14 protein-coding genes are annotated in these 17,769 nt (G+C 41.5%); 13 read left to right on the forward strand and 1 reads right to left on the reverse strand.

The window, feature by feature from the left end; translation table 11 throughout:
• The first annotated feature begins 41 nt into the window (after positions 1-41).
• Both B4B65_RS13750 and B4B65_RS13755 read left to right on the forward strand, forming a co-directional pair.
• Positions 42-935 carry a DMT family transporter gene (locus B4B65_RS13750; RefSeq protein ID WP_293916148.1) on the forward strand — a complete coding sequence of 298 codons (894 nt, stop codon included), beginning with the start codon at positions 42-44 and terminating at the stop codon, positions 933-935.
• A gap of 539 nt (positions 936-1,474) precedes the next feature.
• Positions 1,475-2,530 carry a hypothetical protein gene (locus tag B4B65_RS13755; protein ID WP_293916149.1) on the forward strand — a complete coding sequence of 352 codons (1,056 nt, stop codon included), beginning with the start codon at positions 1,475-1,477 and terminating at the stop codon, positions 2,528-2,530.
• 95 nt (positions 2,531-2,625) lie between these two features.
• On the opposite strand, the gene B4B65_RS13760 is transcribed toward B4B65_RS13755, so the two are convergent.
• Entirely contained in the window at positions 2,626-3,852 is a 1,227-nt protein-coding gene (locus B4B65_RS13760) for an RCC1 domain-containing protein (RefSeq protein ID WP_293916150.1), read from the reverse strand.
• Between the two features lie 121 nt (positions 3,853-3,973).
• Between B4B65_RS13760 and B4B65_RS13765 the strand changes: the two genes are divergently transcribed.
• From B4B65_RS13765 to B4B65_RS13815, 11 genes are all read left to right on the forward strand, one after another.
• Entirely contained in the window at positions 3,974-4,774 is an 801-nt protein-coding gene (locus tag B4B65_RS13765; RefSeq protein WP_293916151.1) for a FecR family protein, read from the forward strand.
• 5 nt (positions 4,775-4,779) lie between these two features.
• Positions 4,780-7,788 (forward strand): TonB-dependent receptor, encoded by a 3,009-nt coding sequence (locus tag B4B65_RS13770; RefSeq protein WP_293916152.1) that lies wholly within the window; start codon positions 4,780-4,782, stop codon positions 7,786-7,788.
• An 11-nt stretch (positions 7,789-7,799) separates the two neighbouring features.
• Positions 7,800-9,158: a DUF4876 domain-containing protein gene (locus B4B65_RS13775; RefSeq protein WP_293916153.1), complete on the forward strand. Its 1,359-nt coding sequence runs from the start codon at positions 7,800-7,802 to the stop codon at positions 9,156-9,158.
• Between the two features lie 20 nt (positions 9,159-9,178).
• Positions 9,179-10,738: a DUF6850 family outer membrane beta-barrel protein gene (locus B4B65_RS13780; protein ID WP_293916154.1), complete on the forward strand. Its 1,560-nt coding sequence runs from the start codon at positions 9,179-9,181 to the stop codon at positions 10,736-10,738.
• A 12-nt stretch (positions 10,739-10,750) separates the two neighbouring features.
• Positions 10,751-11,890: a cytochrome-c peroxidase gene (locus B4B65_RS13785; RefSeq protein ID WP_293916155.1), complete on the forward strand. Its 1,140-nt coding sequence runs from the start codon at positions 10,751-10,753 to the stop codon at positions 11,888-11,890.
• A 71-nt stretch (positions 11,891-11,961) separates the two neighbouring features.
• Positions 11,962-12,471: an RNA polymerase sigma factor gene (locus B4B65_RS13790; RefSeq protein WP_293916156.1), complete on the forward strand. Its 510-nt coding sequence runs from the start codon at positions 11,962-11,964 to the stop codon at positions 12,469-12,471.
• Positions 12,472-12,748: 277 nt separating this feature from the next.
• Positions 12,749-13,942, forward strand: a complete 1,194-nt coding sequence (locus B4B65_RS13795) for an alpha/beta hydrolase (protein WP_293916157.1) — start codon at positions 12,749-12,751, stop codon at positions 13,940-13,942.
• Positions 13,943-13,976: 34 nt separating this feature from the next.
• A complete protein-coding gene (locus B4B65_RS13800) occupies positions 13,977-15,032 on the forward strand; it encodes a YncE family protein (protein ID WP_293916158.1) in 1,056 nt (351 codons plus the stop codon).
• A gap of 89 nt (positions 15,033-15,121) precedes the next feature.
• Positions 15,122-16,063, forward strand: a complete 942-nt coding sequence (locus B4B65_RS13805; protein ID WP_201679585.1) for an ABC transporter permease — start codon at positions 15,122-15,124, stop codon at positions 16,061-16,063.
• Entirely contained in the window at positions 16,060-17,010 is a 951-nt protein-coding gene (locus B4B65_RS13810; protein WP_293916159.1) for an iron chelate uptake ABC transporter family permease subunit, read from the forward strand. The genes B4B65_RS13805 and B4B65_RS13810 overlap by 4 nt, the downstream gene beginning before the upstream one ends.
• A complete protein-coding gene (locus tag B4B65_RS13815; protein ID WP_293916160.1) occupies positions 17,007-17,768 on the forward strand; it encodes an ABC transporter ATP-binding protein in 762 nt (253 codons plus the stop codon). Before B4B65_RS13810 ends, B4B65_RS13815 begins: the two co-directional genes overlap by 4 nt.
• The last annotated feature ends 1 nt before the right edge of the window (position 17,769 follow it).

Below are 17,769 nucleotides of genomic sequence, written 5' to 3' on the forward strand. Positions count from 1 at the left end.
TTATCACACGAGCAGTTCTTCTACTTTTACAAAAAAACAATATGATGAACAGTCAATCTTTAAGTAGTGATACATTATCCGGAACGAATAACGGATGGATCAACGGATTTATTGGTGTCCTTATTTTTAGCGGATCTATGCCAGCAACTAAAGCAGCTATACTGGATTTTGATCCCATTTTTCTAACGGTCACACGTGCAGGAACCGCTGGTATACTTGCCCTCCTGATTTTGTTGCTTTTTAAAGAGAAAAGACCGCAAAAGAATCAGTTGGTTTCTTTAGGTATTGTTTCTATCGGCGTGGTTATTGGTTTCCCCCTATTATCTGCTCTGGCTTTACAATATATGACTTCGGCCTATTCTATTGTTTTTGTAGGTATACTTCCGCTGACAACAGCCCTGTTTGCAGTACTTCGCGGAGGTGAACGCCCACGTCCGGCATTCTGGATTTTCTCTATAATGGGGAGCCTGCTGGTTGTAGGTTTTGCCGTTTTTCAGGATCATACCTCCTCCTTCACAGGAGATCTGCTGATGTTATTGGCGATTGTATTATGCGGATGCGGGTATGCCGAAGGTGCTAAACTGTCTAAAACGCTTGGCGGATGGCAGGTTATTTCCTGGGCACTGGTACTGTCTCTGCCTGTCATGATTCCTTTGATGTGGTACTTCTTCCCTCCTTCCCTCAGCACTGTCCATACCTCTGCATGGATCGGACTTATCTATGTTTCGCTGTTCAGTATGTTTATTGGTTTTATTTTCTGGTACAAAGGACTGGCACAAGGCGGTATTGCTGCCGTAGGTCAGTTACAGCTGTTGCAACCATTTTTCGGATTAGCACTTGCCGCATCATTACTTCATGAACCGGTCAGTATAGCTATGCTTGGTATTACGGTGGGCGTCATCTTATGTGTGGCAGGTTCAAAGCGATTTGCGTGATAATCCTGTTGATAATGAGCATGTGGATTCATCCCAAAACAATAATTGGTTTTATCTTATAGCTGATAGCATAAAAGAGAGCGCCGGCTAAATTGCAAACCAGACACTCTCTAATAAACAAACATCACTACTTATTTTCTTATTCAAAAGCATGTACTTATCGGACGTACAGCCAGTATATCTTGTTTAGTAAAATCCAGATTTGCAGCCCCGTCTTCCCAAACTTACTTGTACGGAGTCCGTGGAGCGCTCTTGTCGCACCGTAATACGGATTTGGCCATTATATACAGCAAAAAATCAGACAGACCAGCAATCTATCCACTCCGTATCTCCTAAAAAACAAGCACACTTGAAAAAAATTACTACCACCAACATTAGCATTTTTTTGTATTTTCGTCCGTGATTTATAACATCAGTCAGCTTGTTGATAAATTGAATTTTATAACCAAATTTATTTGCCTGTTTGCCCCACTGTTTTCAATAATATAAAACAAAGGTTCGCGATACTAATCTTACATTTTGACCAATACAATACACAAATGAATAAATTTTTAAAAATCATCAAATACACATTTATCACTATTCTCAGTATTTGTTTAATCTCATTCTTTTACTTTTTTATCAGTAACAAATTATTTCTGGGATCTAAAAATGAAGACAATATCAGTTACCTGAAGAAGAACAAATCTCAGGTTACAGATTCTATTAGCGGCGAATTATTTGACCAGGACTTTTACAAATCCAGTGTTTTTCTTTTGGGAGAGATTCATGGCTACGCAGATAATCAAAAATTAGATAAAGAATTGTTATTCTTTCTGAATAAAAAACTTGGAGTCAGATATTATATTGCAGAAATGGATAGCCTGACCGCTAAGAAGTTAACAACGTTTCTGAAAGACAGTTCAAAAAATGAAAACAATCTAAAAGAAGTTGTTACGGCTATAAAGAAACGAATTCCTCAACAATCCAGTCAGGAATTATTTGACAAATGGAGTGACATCTACGATTATAATCAGAAGCTGGCAGACTCGTTAAAAATCACTGTGATCGGAATTGACAAGGGATTCGATGATGCATCAAAAGTATCACGAGATTCGGTCATGTTTGTCAATTTCAAAAATGCTGTTAAAGAAATGAAACTGGAGAATGAAAAGTTTTATGGTCTTTTCGGGTTCTTCCATGCCTTGCAAAATAAAGTAGAGGGAGGTAATGAAACATTCGCTTCGGAATTAAAGAAATCCGGCTTAAAGGTCAGCAGCTTTGTCAGTTATACCTTAGACAGCGAAATGTATCTTCCAAAAAATGCTCAATTCCCAACACCAAAGGACGAAAAAATTGATTGGGTCAATGCGGACGGCCCCTTACAATTGGTTAAGGGAATAAATGATTTGAAAGAATTGAGTACCCCTAATACCATTACGCTGTTTAGAATCAATGCAGAGCAATCACCCTATTTTAAATCACAACAATTAATAACGGTGAAATCCAGGGTTTTCGGAGAAAATATCACTCCTGAAAAAGGCACTTCTGCTACTGATTATTTTCAATATGTTTTTTTATTAAGAAACGCCAAAGCATTAACAAAACTAAAATAAAAAACAGCCATATCCGGTTAACTTTAGAAAATATAACAAAGAAAAGGCGTACTCCTGTTGAAGTACGCCTTTCTTTGTTAGCTGCTATTAACGGCTTAAAACAATGTGATATCGCAACCGTGTGTCAATATAGGAGCTGAAGCTGCATTTCCTGTCCCTAAAGATGGGAATGCACCCAAATTGGATCCGGCAATACAGATACTTTTGTTATTTTCTTTTCGAATCAGAGAAAAGTTAAATCCCAACAGGACTTCTTTTGCTCCGCTTACTCCTGAGATCTTCGTAATTTCATTGACAGATTCTTCGTCTGTAGAGCTTTTATTGATCTTACCTGTTCCCAGTTCGCCGTAAGTATTCGTACCCCAACCATACAGATCACCATTCTTTTTAACGGCCAATACACTGAGATTAAAGATAGATACATCCTCCCAATCGTTGTCTTTACCTACTTGTACCCAATTTTCCTGAGCTGTAGAATTCCCCTGTTGCAACAGGTTTTTATTATTACGTCCTACGGCCCACATGGTACCATCTTCAGCAATAGCAAGCGTATTGCGACTTCTTGCATAAGAGACCGTCTTCCATTTTTTTCCTTTACCGACTTCTACAGGAGTCAGCTGGTTTGCCGTAGTACCTGTTCCCAGCATATAATTCTGACTGGTTCCCCACGCCCACAATGTGCCGTCTTTCTTGATTGCAAATCCGCATCCCCAGTTGTTCCAGGCAAATATTTTCACCCAGTCATTGGCAGAGCCGACTTTTGTAGGTACTGTAGTTCTTCCGGATGTCTGTCCGTTTCCTATACGTCCGCTCTGATGATTACCCCAGGACCATAATGTACCATCTTTCTTCAAAGCGAGACTATAATCACCTCCTACAGCTATGGAAGACCAGTCTGTATCTGCACCTACTTTAGTCGGTATGGTCACAGCTTCGCCAAAGTTACCCAGCCCAAGCTGCCCTTCCGTATTTGCTCCCCATGCCCAAAGCGTGCCATCTGACGCAATTGCCAGACTATGACTGTACCCTGTGCGTGCCTGACTCCATTTTTGAGATCCGGTCAGTATAATTGGTTTAGCTACGGCTTCCTTATTACCGGTTCCAAGCTGACCATCAGAATTATCTCCCCAGACATAAATGCCTCCGTCAGTACTTAACGCCAGACTGTGGGATTGTCCGTTAGAAATTGATTTCCAGTAATTCTGAGGAATTTCTACTTCAGGCTCCTTACCTCCGTCATCAATAACATCTTTTTTGCTGCATGACAGCATAGTCACCGCCAGGATAATTCCAAGCGTCCATTTCTTGTTTAGGTATTGCATATATAAATATTTAATCTGTGGTCATTCACATACATAAGACCACGAAATAAAAAAAAGGGNNCCCTTTTTTTTATTTCGTGGTCTATAGAGAAACGGCTCTGATATAAAAGCCTTACAGCATATGGAATTTGACAAAGAAAAAGCCTGGAATAATATTCAAGGAAGAATTCATAAGAAGCAACAGAAAGACAAGAAAACCAACCGGTTATTATCTACATTAATTGCAGTATTGATAATTTCAGGAAGCTTCTCGTACTTCTGGTTAAAGCAATCTTCCAGTGCTCCGCAAATGATTACAGTAACGACTGTAGCCAATGAAATCAAAACAATTGTACTGGCTGACAGCAGCAGAATTATATTGAACAGCAACACCTCTCTTACATATCCTAAATCATTTGAACATCCGATTCGTGAGGTACATCTGTTATCAGGAGAAGCTTCTTTTGCTATCAGTCATGATGCCACACGCCCTTTTCATGTATGGTATAAAGAAAGTAAAATAGAAGTACACGGAACATACTTTAATGTGAATACATACAGTCCAACGGTATACGTGACATTGAAAGAAGGATTAATCTCCTTCCACCATGGCACATTTCAGCAGATGTTGCATCCCGGACAACGACTGCAATTCTCGCCTTCTGACCTCAAGGTGCAGATCAGGGAGGTAAATGCGGAACAGGAACTCTCATGGCAGTCCGGAAAATGGGTTTTTCAGGAAATTCCGCTTGAAACAGCTTTGTCCCGTATAGCCTTATATTACGGCAAAGAGTTTAAACAAAGCAATCCTACAGCTACCTATCCCGCTCTGACACTGAGTCTTGATAAAAAGACACTTCAGTTGTCCGCACTTCTGGATGCCATAGCACAAGTCAGTCACAGCCGTATTACTTTGGAAGCCAATCAACTTATTCTACACTAATCCTCATGTCAACCAAATCTTTCACCATACTATTGATCTGTCTGATCAGTAGCTTGCAGGGGTATGCACAAAAACAGCGTATATCATTAAAGATTACAAGCCCCACTCCGCTCAACAGTGTCTTACTTCAGATCCAGCAGACATCTGGTATCAATATAATTTATCTGCCTACAGATCTGCGTCAGCATCCTGCTGTCACACAAAGTGCTAACAACATCCTACTGGAGCAGTACCTTACACAGATTATAGATCCCCATATATTATCATTCAACTGGTCAAAAGGAGTACTGCTGCTCACACCGACACCAAAACATATGCCTGTTAAAACCCCGAAGAAAAGAATTGTATCCGGCAGTATACTTGACGAAACAGGTCAACCTCTTCCCTATGCCACCCTACAGATACCTGCACTGCAGATTCGGACAAATACAGACGAAAAAGGACGGTTTACACTGTCACTTCCTCCTCAGGAAAAGCTCACGATACGGGCTTCCTACATTGGCAAGCAAAGCGTAGAAAGAGAACTTTCCGCTCAACGCTCTACAGATACTATTTTGATACGGATGGTAAATTCAGATCTCAAACTAGCTGTAGTTGATGTAGATGCAGTACGTGACCTGAAGAGATCATCCAATTCATCTATTATTTTTGATCGGGAAGCTATAGAGAATACACAGGCAATCAGTCTTGCGGATGTCCTGAATATGCTGCCGGGTAAATCCGTGACAGAAACAAATATGGCAAAAACCAATATGCTGACCCTGCGATCTGTATCCGGAGACAGCTGGGATACGGATATTTTCAGCCGCAACAATGCTTTTTCGGTCAGCTACTACATGGATGGCGTACAACTCAGCAACAACGCTAATATGCAATCCTTAAATCCTGCAGCCAATGGTTTTCTCAATCCTTATATCGCAGGTGAATATGGTCTGGGGCTCAACAATCGTAATACAACCAGTGGTGACAATGCTTATGGCGGTATAGATATGCGAAGTATCGGCGTAGACAATATTGAAAGTATTGAAGTTATATCCGGGGTAGCATCGGCCAAATACGGTGACTATGCAGACGGAGCTGTCATAATCAATACACAGGCTGGTAAATCACCTTATTACTTCCGCACCTCCTTTCGAAAGGGAACTTCTCAATACAGTGTGGGTAAAGGAATCATACTGCCTGGAAAACTGGGAGCACTTAACTTCAACGGAAACTATCTGCTGGCTAACAATGATCCCCGAGACAATATAAAAGCGTATAAACGACTTACCGGATCGCTTACCCACACGATACAAATGGGAACAAGAAGACAGTTAAAAAACAATTTTTCACTTAATATCAGTGGCAATCTGGACGGTGCAAAACTAGATCAGGATGATCGTGCGCAACGCAAATCAACATTTGAATACTTTAATGTGAGTTTTACAGACAGGCTTTCCTATCAGTTTAAAGAGAAAAGCTGGTTTGACCAGGTGAATCTAAGCATGGGTGTATCTGCAGGCCGGCAATACTCTTCTATGCAGTATCTGATCAATGATGAGAGCTTTCCATATGTAGATATCAAATCACCGGGGATTTACGAGGCACAATGGGCCAATGGAAGTTACCTGGGTATCACCGCTGTCGAAGGAAAACCTATTACTGCTAATGCGAACCTGAGCCTGACAGCCTCAAAAACTTTCTGGGGAGCAACACATGCCCTCAGTATGGGAGGAAATGCATTTCTATCCGCCAATAAAGGAAGAGGACAGATTATTGATCTCGAACGTCCTCTGTTTTCCAGCTCTAAAGAGCAAAGCTACAATTACAAAAATGTACCCACTATGCTCAACACCGGTATATATGTAGAAGATGCTTTCAGATATCGTATTTCCAATATGCCGCTTCACTTTCGGATCGGTATACGGGCCGACAATCAAAGTGATGCATGGAGCTTCTCTCCCCGCGTCAATACCCGATTAGAGCTTAACTCACATTCTACCCTTGGTTTTGCATGGGGTTATGCGACCAAAGCACCTTCTCTGGCTCACCGCTATCCGGGTCCCGTATATTTCAAAATACCACTCATCAATTACCCAAGTGATGATCCGGATCTGCGACTCTATCTGGTATATGCGGATATGGCCTATGCAGATAATAGTCAATTGAAGCCTACACGTTCCAATACTCAGGAACTCTCGTATCACTACAGCAAAAACAAAGTCAACCTATCCGTAACGGCTTACCGTAAGATCAGCAAAGACGGTTATTCTACAAAAAGCATATTCAAAGATTGGATTATCCCGCAGTATCAGTATAAACTGGATGCCAATGGCCGTCCGGCCTACAGCCCAACGGGACTCAGCACTAAAAAAACTTCTTCATACTCGCAGATGATCAATAGTCTTCAATCCGAAAACTATGGAATTGAGCTGATGGCAAATACACCCAAAATACATTGGCTGGCAACTTCATTCACCGTAAGCAGTGCCTATACCAATTCGTATTATTATGATAGTTCGCCTTATCTTAACTATACTTCACTGGATAAGATAGATTTTTCTGAAGAAGCTATTTTTGCTGTATTCCCTCCGGAAAACAGACGTAATGAACAGATAAGGGCTACACTATCTTCCCAGACGCATATTCCTTCACTGGCATTGATGATCAATCTGATCACTGATTTTCCGATCACCACACATTCGACACAATATGGCCGTTCCGGAGAACCAATAGGTTATTATGACAACAAATTTAATTTTCATTCTATTGAAAACTATGATCCTGACAACCCGGTATACGGACATCTTGCTATGCTATCTGCATCCAACAGACGGGAAAACGAGCGACATGCCATCAAATACGGCAATATACACCTGCGAGTAACCAAGGATATCAATAAGCGTCTTCGTTTCTCCTTTAATGTATTCAATATGCTCAACTGGCGTCCGAGTTATATAGTGCCCGGTACAGAAAACCGCGTCGTACTCAATGATCCGCCGTCATTCGGAGGAGAAATCAGTTTCAAACTTTAATCGGTCTCATCATGAAAAAATCTATACCACATATTTACATCTACAGTCTTATCCTGACCGGAATATGCCTTACATTTACAGGCTGTCAGAAAGATATCAGTCCTGATCTTAAAGCCACAACTCTGGCGGTACGAGTGGAATATGAATCCGCATACCAACGTCCGCAACTCTCTACCGAAGGCTATACCGTCTACCTCAAAAATCTGACGACAGGAACAGAAGATTCTGCAAAAGTTGATGCTGATGGTATTGCCTTTATTCCGGAGTTAAGCAGTGGAAAGTACGATATACAGGTCGTCAAAAACTTTTCCATAGCGGAATACGAACAGGTTTTCGGCGAAAAAAGCAAACGGGAAGTCACATTTAATGCCGCAGAGAATGGCTACAAAATATTGCCTACCCGCAACCAGAATCAGATTAGTCTTACCCTGCACAAGTCAGTACCCGGAGACTGGGTTATCAAACAATTGTATTATGCCGGATCGGACCTCTATAAAGCAGCCTCTCTGCGTGACAACTTTTTCGAAATTTACAATAATTCTGATGAAGTGCTCTATGCAGACAGCCTCTGCATGATGTTTGTCTACGGTAGACTTTCCACCACCTATCGTATGCCTGAAAAGTTACTGGAAAATGGACAGTTTGACTGGAGACAGGCATTAGGAACAGAAATCGCACCTGCCAATGCCAATACAGATTATCTCTACGCACAGGCCATCTATATGTTTCCAGGCAACGGAACGACTTATCCCGTTCAGCCGGGTCAGGGACTTGTGGTTGCCCGAAGCGCCATCAACCATAAAGCTCCTTTTACAAATAAAAATGGAAAGGTCTATGAAGTGAGCCGGCCCGACCTCACTGTAGACTTAAGTAAGGCTGATTTTGAAGTTATCACTACACCTTACCTGGAGGAAGGTGTCTCCGAATCCCTGATCGATATTCCGACACCAGGCAAAACAAGCCTCATTGTCATACAGCGATTCGGTGCAACGATGATGATGGACAATATCGGCCGTATAGGCTATGCCCTGTTTAAGACATCTGAAGATATCAAAAAGTGGCCTAAATATGCAGAAGTCAAAGAAACTACCATTGAAGGAAAAACATTATATACCCGGGTCCCAAAAAAATACATTATTGATGCCGTGGAAACACAACCCAATACTGCAGACCGCCGTATTCCGAAAAAACTAAGTCCTGAACTCGATGCAGGATTCGGTTTTGTTCCGTTAGGTTCGTACAGCTCACAGGCACTTATGCGGAAAGTTGCCCGGATCGTAGACGGCAGACGTATACTCCAGGACACCAACAATTCTTCTAATGATTTTGAATGGATTATGCCTGCTATTCCGGGAGGATTCAAAGATTAATACTTATGAGCTATTTACCAATGAAACGATCCAGAATCCCATTTTTCTATTGCATCCAACTGTTCACTGCCTTTGGAGTATGCTTCGCTAATCCGATATCCGTGAACGCTCAGAAACCCGCTGAACAAAAATATGCACAGACAGACTCTTCCCGTTACCTGTTGAGTAATCCGATGCAAGGAGAGCGGTATGAACATGCGCAGCAAGGTTATGCGGTACAGTTAGAATCACTTATGCCCAACAAATTAAGTATTACGCAACTTCAGTTTACAGGAGTTAAAGGCAAGTTCAAACCCTATCAGGAAGCTGAAAAACAGACTTTAGGCAGCTTCAGAGCGGAAGGTGGCAAAAAACTTAAAAACATCTGGTTCTGGGGGAAATTTATATATGAAAAACAACAGCTGGACAGCATACGATGGGGACACAGAAAGGATGACGAGCAGTCCTCTCCTTACTTTTATGCCGCTCAGCGTGCCGTTCACTACACCCGCACAAATTATACAATCAATACACAGACGGGTATCAAAGTATGGTCACCGGTCTATTTTGCCCTTGCAACGGACTATGCTATGGGCGATCATTACAGTACGAACGATCCGAGAGCGGTGCTCAAACATTTCAAACTAAAACTGCAACCAAGTTTGAATTTAAAATGGACTAAACTTAGCTTTGGAGTAAGAGGAACCTGGGGATATGGTCAGCAGGAGTCGCAGGTTGATTACCGCAATAAAGAATATTATGAGTCTACTCAATTCCCGGAATACCTCAACTGGCTGTCTAACGGATATGGCACCATACGTCCTGCATTAGCCTTCTCAGACCGGGTATATACCAACAATCAGGATTATCGCGGTATAGGAATGGAAGGACGATATCAGTCTAAAGACCTTCTCCTGTTAGGAGACATTGGTTATCAAACGATCCATGAAGAATATGACAGAGGAAATTCTTCCGGAAGATATGACGGATATGACATGTACGGTGATTACGATCTGAAGCAGCTCAAAGGACAATTCAGTATAAGCCATCACGGACAGGGTGTCCTTATCCGTGCCTCACAGACCAAAGGCAGGGATCTGAATGTAGAATTTTCAGGTAATAACTATGTCTACCTGCAGCAGCTGATCGGAATAAAGGTATTTAAAGATATCCGGCTATGGGACAGAAATACATCATTATGGGGTTCTGTAGAGAATAGCTATACCAATCAGGCAGACGGAAATATGATGGTAAGCCGTAAACGGGGACGTCAGATCACGACTGTAGCAGCCAGACATACGCTTTCAGAACAACTCAATGTAGAGATGCGAGTAGGTTATTCTACTCCACACAGCACGGAGTTCACCTATAATTCCAAAAGTACCAACCCTTTTATTGAAGAAGTCATCAAATCGGATGTAAACTATGACAAGGCTCAATACCTGCAATCTGATATTGCTATACAATATTTTTTCAGACTGGCGGAGATGAAATGGTGTGTCCAGCCTCAGTTCGGCTATATCCAGCGAACCAATACAGTACCTGATCTGACAGGCAAAAGCAGAAGCAGAGCATCCGCTTCCTTATTTCTTTATTTCTAATATAGCAAAACATTGATACGCAATACATTGATCCTAATTCTGGTCTTATTTTCAGCAGTTATTCTTCAGTCCTTCTGGACACAGGAGCCTGATAAAGAACCGGATTTTGTACTTCTCAGGGCACAGTACGAAAAACCTGTGGATCAATGGCCGGCTCCGCATGTAGATAAAGATATTGTATATCAGGAATGGGCTCCATTACCCGCTCCTCCGATATGGAATCAAAAAGATGCTGCCACACAGGCTAAAATAGCCCTTGGCAAGAGGCTTTTCTTTGAACCAAGACTGAGCGCATCCATGCAGATATCATGCTCGTCCTGCCATGATCCGGATATGCACTGGACAGACGGACGTAAGAAAGCCATAGGGAGCAATCACCGGATCGGAAGAAGACATACCCCTTCTCTACAGAATATCTGGTCTCAGCAGCTCTTCTTCTGGGATGGACGTCAAGATAACCTTCGGCAGGTTGCCAAATCTCCAATAGAAGATCCGAATGAAATGAATACGCCTATAGATACTGCTCTGCGTCATATTCATGCAATCAAAGGTTACAAAACATGGATACAGGCTGCTTTTGGAACAGACAAGATGAATGCAGATCAGCTGGGTGAAGCACTCTCCTACTTCCAGCAGACAATTTCATCCAATATTACCCGATTTGATAATTTTCTAAAAGGAAGAGGAAGAGCTTTATCCGATCAACAGATATGGGGTATGCACCTGTTCCGTACCAAAGCAAGATGTTTCAACTGTCACAATGGTCCTTTCTTTACGGATGGCAAATTTCATAATCTGGGTTTTAGCAACTACGGAACCCAAAATCAGGATCTGGGCAGATATGAAATCACCCTTAATAAAGCTGACATAGGAGCCTTCAAAACTCCCGGACTGAGAGATGCTGTACGCACCTTTCCCTGGTTCCATGACGGACGCTTTAATGATATAAGTATGTTGCTTAACCAGTATAATGCAGGTATGCCTCAGCCTAAAGCAAAATCCGGACAGGAAACAGACAGTCTGTATCCGCAACAATCTCCCCATTTGCAGCCGCTGGGGATCACATTGAAAGAGCGGGAAGCTATTATTCGCTTTCTGGAAGCCCTTGCTGCTCAGCCTATAGAGATAGAAAGACCACAATTACCTGAATAAATATTTGCAGATGCTAAAATTAAACCGTAAAATTGCAATTATTTATAATTAATCTAAATAAAAATAGAGTAATGGCACTGCGCAAGAGATCAGACATAAATTTGATTGAAGCATATTTCGAGCAATACTATGAAATGTTATGCAAAGTAGCGTTCCAATATGTAAAAGATCATCAGGAAGCTGAGGATATTGTTCAGGACTTTTTCTATCTGCTATGGCAGAAGAACAGGGCAGAGAAAATCGAGGGGCAGTTTGAGCATTATGCGGTAAGATCGATCCGCAACAATTGTCTCAATGTACTGAAGAAGAAACACATTCCTACACAGGATATTTCTTCGGATTTTCACCATCTAAGCGAAGATCATGATGATATGGAACTTCGTATAGCCTATGAGCAGCGTCTGGAGGATGTAGCTGCGAGTATACAATTGCTACCGGACAGACAAAGGGAGGCAATTGATATGAATATTTGGGGCGATCTCAAGTATCAGGAGATTTCGGATAGATTGCAGGTTTCGATCAATACGGTCAAAACCCATATTAAGCTTGCTTATAAAAATCTCCGCAGGCTCAATTCCTGAGAATTGCACATTAGAAAGCAATATCCGGATCCAGACAAGAAAAATTAAGGTTGGCAGCATACCGGCTCTCAAGATAATAGTTTGTTTTTATGTTTATTAGGGGGCGATATCACATGTGATATTTCCCCTTTCTTATATCGTAAAGACATTTTGAATGTCATTTATCACAGCTATGTCTTTATTTATAATTATTATGAATAAAGACCTTAATTTATTTAGAATAATTATAAATTAGCAAAATTATAACATCTGCATTTTACAAATATTTAGTCATAACATGGTTTTTAAGCGTATTCTTCCTTTATTTTTCAGCTATCTGATTTTTGTCCTACCTGCCTGTAGTCAGTCCAAATATCAGGTTACCATTGAAGTGAAGAATACACCGGCAACGCATCGTCACAGCCCCTTATATATTACCGGAAACTTTAACGGCTGGAATCCTAAACTTCATCTTCTTGATACCCTGCCTCCCGGAACAACTTCTTTGCAGAACCGCATTCTATTGCCTGAGGTTAAAGCCGGACTTCTGGAATTTAAATTTACCAGAGGAGACTGGCAGACATTAGAATCTACAGCAATAGGTACGCTGACTGCTCCGCGAAACGTAATGATCCAGAAGGATACTGTTATTCAGATCGATATCGTGGGTTGGAGGGACGATTTCCCGGCTTCTACAGCGAGTCCACAGGTTCGTCTGCTGGACAGCGCATTCCATATTCCCCAACTTGCTGTAACACGTCCCGTATGGATTTATCTGCCGAAAGATTACGATACATCCAATAAAAAATATCCTGTGCTCTATATGCATGATGGTCAGGATTTATTTGATGAGGCCACTTCTCAGGGACGTATAGGTCCGCTGGAATGGGGTGTCGATGAGGCCATAGACCGTCACCGTCAAAGTGCCATAGTCGTAGCGGTAGCTCATGCTGAAAGCAAAGAAGACCGTCAGAATGAATATTTTGTATCGCCTAACAGCAGATTTCCAAAACCTCAGGGAGCGGAGTATCTCAAATTTATTGTCCATACTCTTAAACCTTATATAGACAGTCATTACCGCACGATGCCTGACAAAAAGCACACGGCTATGGCCGGAAGTTCTGTTGGAGGATTACTGACACTATATGCCGGTCTCTCGTATCCGGATGTATTCGGATCGCTTGGGGTATTTTCTCCTTCTATATGGTTAGACGAAGGGCAGGTACAAAAAACGATCACACGCATCGGTCATCAGGCAGCTATCAGTGACCAGCACTATTATTTTTATGGTGGAGGGAATGAAAACAGGATCAAACCTGATGGCAGCACTGTCACTATGAATACAGATGTACTGAAAATTACAGATATGCTTCGTGAAAAAAATCATCCGCAGCTGGAAATCAGCATCAATCCGGAAGGGAGACATGGAGCATGGTACTGGCACAAAGCATTTCCGGCTTTTTATGACTGGTGGCAGGCAAAATTAAACTAATATCATTTTTTCACATATCAAAACTGATTTATTTATGTACAATTTCAAAAAACCACATATCTTCAAAAAGGAGATCCTGATAGCTTCATCATTTGCGTTTGCTTTCCTGGCATGGGGACATTCAGCAACAGCTCAATCAGTTGTTAAATCTTCCACAGCCGGCAAGGGTGTCTATGAAGCTGTTGTCAATGAGCAGAATGGATTTATCTACGTGACTTCCGCAGGTAGCAGAACACAACCGGGCGGAGCCATTTATAAAATCCATCCGGAAAGTCTGGCGATTACAGATAGCATTATCATGAAAGAAAATCCACCGTTTGGTCTGGGAATCAACCACAAAACTCAAACGTTGTACACGACGAATACCCGCACACATTCTGTCAGTGCTGTGGATATTAAAACCGGTAAAGTGATTGCCACATTCAATAATGGAAAAGATAACAGTCATACGCGTGAAGTTCTGGTAGATGAAGACAATAACCTGATCTATATCTCTGATGTTGGCGATCCGAGCAGTATATGGGTGATTGACGGTAAAACCAACACCTATCTGCACAGCATCGAAAATACCGGTAAAACGACCACAGGTATGGTATTGAATGACCGTAAAGACAAAATGTATATCACGAATATGGGCACTAATGAAGTGGCAGTGATCGATCTGAAGAGTCATAAAGTAGAAAAAAGCTTCCCTTCCGGAGGAGAATCTCCGGTGAATCTTGTAGCTGACGGCAACCACATCTTTGTTGCTAATCAGAAATCAGGTACGATAACAGTCCTTGATGCTACTTCAGGACAAGTACTCAAGTCGATTCCGACAGGTGCCGGAGCGATTGGTATCAGCTATGACAAAAAAAGTAACCGAATCTATTCGGCTAACCGCCAGACAGGTACAACTACCGTCATAAATGCTGCCACTTATGCTGTACTGGCAGATTTACCGACAGGATCGCATCCAAATAATGTAAAAGTATCTCCACAGACGGGAGCGGCTTATGTGATTAATAAAGCTAAAGGTGGCAGACCAGTGGAAGGACAGCCTGCCCCTCCTGCAGATACCAACGGTGATACGATTACGCTGATCCGATAAGTAAAACTCATTCGTAGGTTTTGATAAAGAGGAAAGTCTTTGTCAAAACCTATTTATTTTATAGTAAAAGCATACCGCAAAAGATATTAATGCGCATTCTGTTTCTTATAGTTCTTATACTCCTGGCTATTGTTTCTCTTTTTACAGGAGTCAAAGAGATTTCTCTTTCTGAGATCTTCCATCTGTCGGAAGATCAGCTACTGGTCTTTACGATCAGCAGAATTCCACGTACAGCGGCACTAATACTGGCCGGAGGAGGTCTCAGTATTGTCGGATTTATTATGCAGCAGATTACACAAAACAAATTTGTGTCACCAACTACGGCAGGTTCTCTGGAAGCTGCAAAAATGGGTATCCTTTTCAGTTTACTACTCATCCCACAGGAATCACTGGTCTATAAAATGCTCTTTGCTTTGTGCTTTACCTTTGCTGCAAGTATGCTGTTCATGGCTATGGTAAGGCGTATCCGCTTCCGGAGTACGGTATTCATTCCGCTGATTGGTATTCTATTCGGAAATATTCTGGGAGCAATCTCTACTTTTTTTGCCTATAAGCATAATATTGTCCAAAATGTACAGGGTTGGTTGATGGGCGATTTTTCCGCAGTTCTTCAGGGACAATATGAAACCATCTACATTATTTTGCCTGCCGTGTTGATCAGTTATGTCTATGCAGACCGCTTTACTATTGCAGGAATGGGTGAGAGTTTTTCAAAAAACCTCGGACTCCCCTATCTGACAGTTGTCAATCTGGGGTTATTTGTAGTTTCAGTTACTGTGAGTGTCACTATTGTCACCGTAGGTGCTATACCCTTTTTAGGGCTTATCATTCCTAATATTGTCAGTATGATATACGGAGACAATCTCCGCAAAAATCTGCCTTATACGGCATTGATAGGCGCTATTTTTCTTTTAGTATGCGATATACTGGGCAGAGTTCTTATATATCCCTACGAAATCCCCATCGGACTGATGGTCGGAATTACAGGGGGAATTATCTTCTTTTTACTGATCCTAAAACGTAACAGATGAAACAACAGTCTCGTGTATGGATCATGCTGGCACTATTCGCCGTACTTATCGTCGTATTTCTTTTTTACGATACGGGTCGCAATATTGATTATGTGCTCCCCAGACGTGCCATTCGTCTGGCGACCATTGTTGTAGTCGGAATCAGCGTAGCTTATTCATCGATGATCTTTCAGACGATTACCAACAATAAGATACTCACTCCCTCTATTATGGGATATGAATCGATCTTTATCCTTTTCCAGACCATCATTGTATTTGTCTATGGGGATAAGACTTTTCAGGTCATCTCACAAACGGATAATTTCTTTTATGCGATCCTGTTGATGTTATTTTTTTCATGGGTGATGTACATGCTGATCTTTGGAAAAGGTAAGCGCAATATGTATCATCTGCTGCTGATCGGACTGATACTTGGGACACTGTTTCAGACCCTCAGTCAGTTTATGCAGATTGTCATAGATCCCAATGAATTCTCAGTGATAGAAGGCTATATGTTTGTTTCGTTCAATAAGATGAACAGCAGTCTGCTGCTGATTGCTTCAGTAGTCCTGCTTGGAACACTGCTATGGGCGCAACGCTATATTAAATATCTGGATGTCCTCGCATTGGGAAGAGAGCATGCTATTAACCTGGGACTGGATTACAATAGACTGATCAAACGGTATATGCTGATTATTTCCCTTCTGGTATCCGTTTCTACAGCCCTTGTCGGACCGGTAACCTTTCTGGGAATTCTGGTTACGAATCTTACCTACGAACTGATTCCGTCTTCCAGACATAAGGTTATGATCTGGATATGTGGTCTGATAGCCTGTATTGCATTACTTTCAGGACAATTTATGGTTGAACATGTCTTTAATTTTTCTACGACAGTAAGTATTGTTATCAATTTCGCAGGAGGGATTTACTTTATGTACTTAATCTTAAAATCACGAAAACGCATATGATCAAATTTCAGGATATATCTAAACAATATGGGGATAAAGAAGTGTTGAAAAACATTTCTTCTACCATATCACGGGGAAAGATTACCTCTCTTATTGGTCCAAACGGAGCTGGTAAAAGTACTTTGCTATCGATAATATGCCGTTTACTGAAGCAAGATAAGGGTATGGTAAGCTTGTTGGACAAGGACGTCACGCAGTACAAAAGTAATGATTTTGCCAAACACCTTTCGATTCTACGCCAATCGAATCATCTTGATCTCAAACTGACGGTACGGGATCTGGTCTCTTTCGGACGCTTTCCATATTCACAGGGAAGGCTCAATGCTGAGGATAAACAATATATCGATCAGGCACTTGCTTTTTCGGAACTGGAGCAACTTCAGGATGCGTACATAGATGAGTTGAGTGGCGGACAGCGTCAGCGTGCTTTTCTGTCTATGATTATCGCTCAGAATACAGAGTTTATTCTATTGGACGAGCCGCTTAATAACCTGGATATGAAACATGCTGTACAGGTGATGAAAACCTTACGGAGACTGGTTGATGAACTTGGTAAAACAGTGGTTATGGTCATTCATGAGATTAATTTTGCAGCGCAATACTCCGATCAGATTATTGCCATGAAAGACGGAGCTATTTATTACCATGAAGACACGGAGAAAGTCATTGATGCAAAAAGACTAAAGGAAATTTTTGACATTGAATTTGACATTATTGAAAATGGCGCTTCCAAAATCTGTAATTACTTCAATATCTGAT

This window comes from Sphingobacterium sp. UBA5789 (assembly GCF_002418355.1).
In the GTDB taxonomy this organism is placed as follows: Bacteria; Bacteroidota; Bacteroidia; order Sphingobacteriales; family Sphingobacteriaceae; genus Sphingobacterium.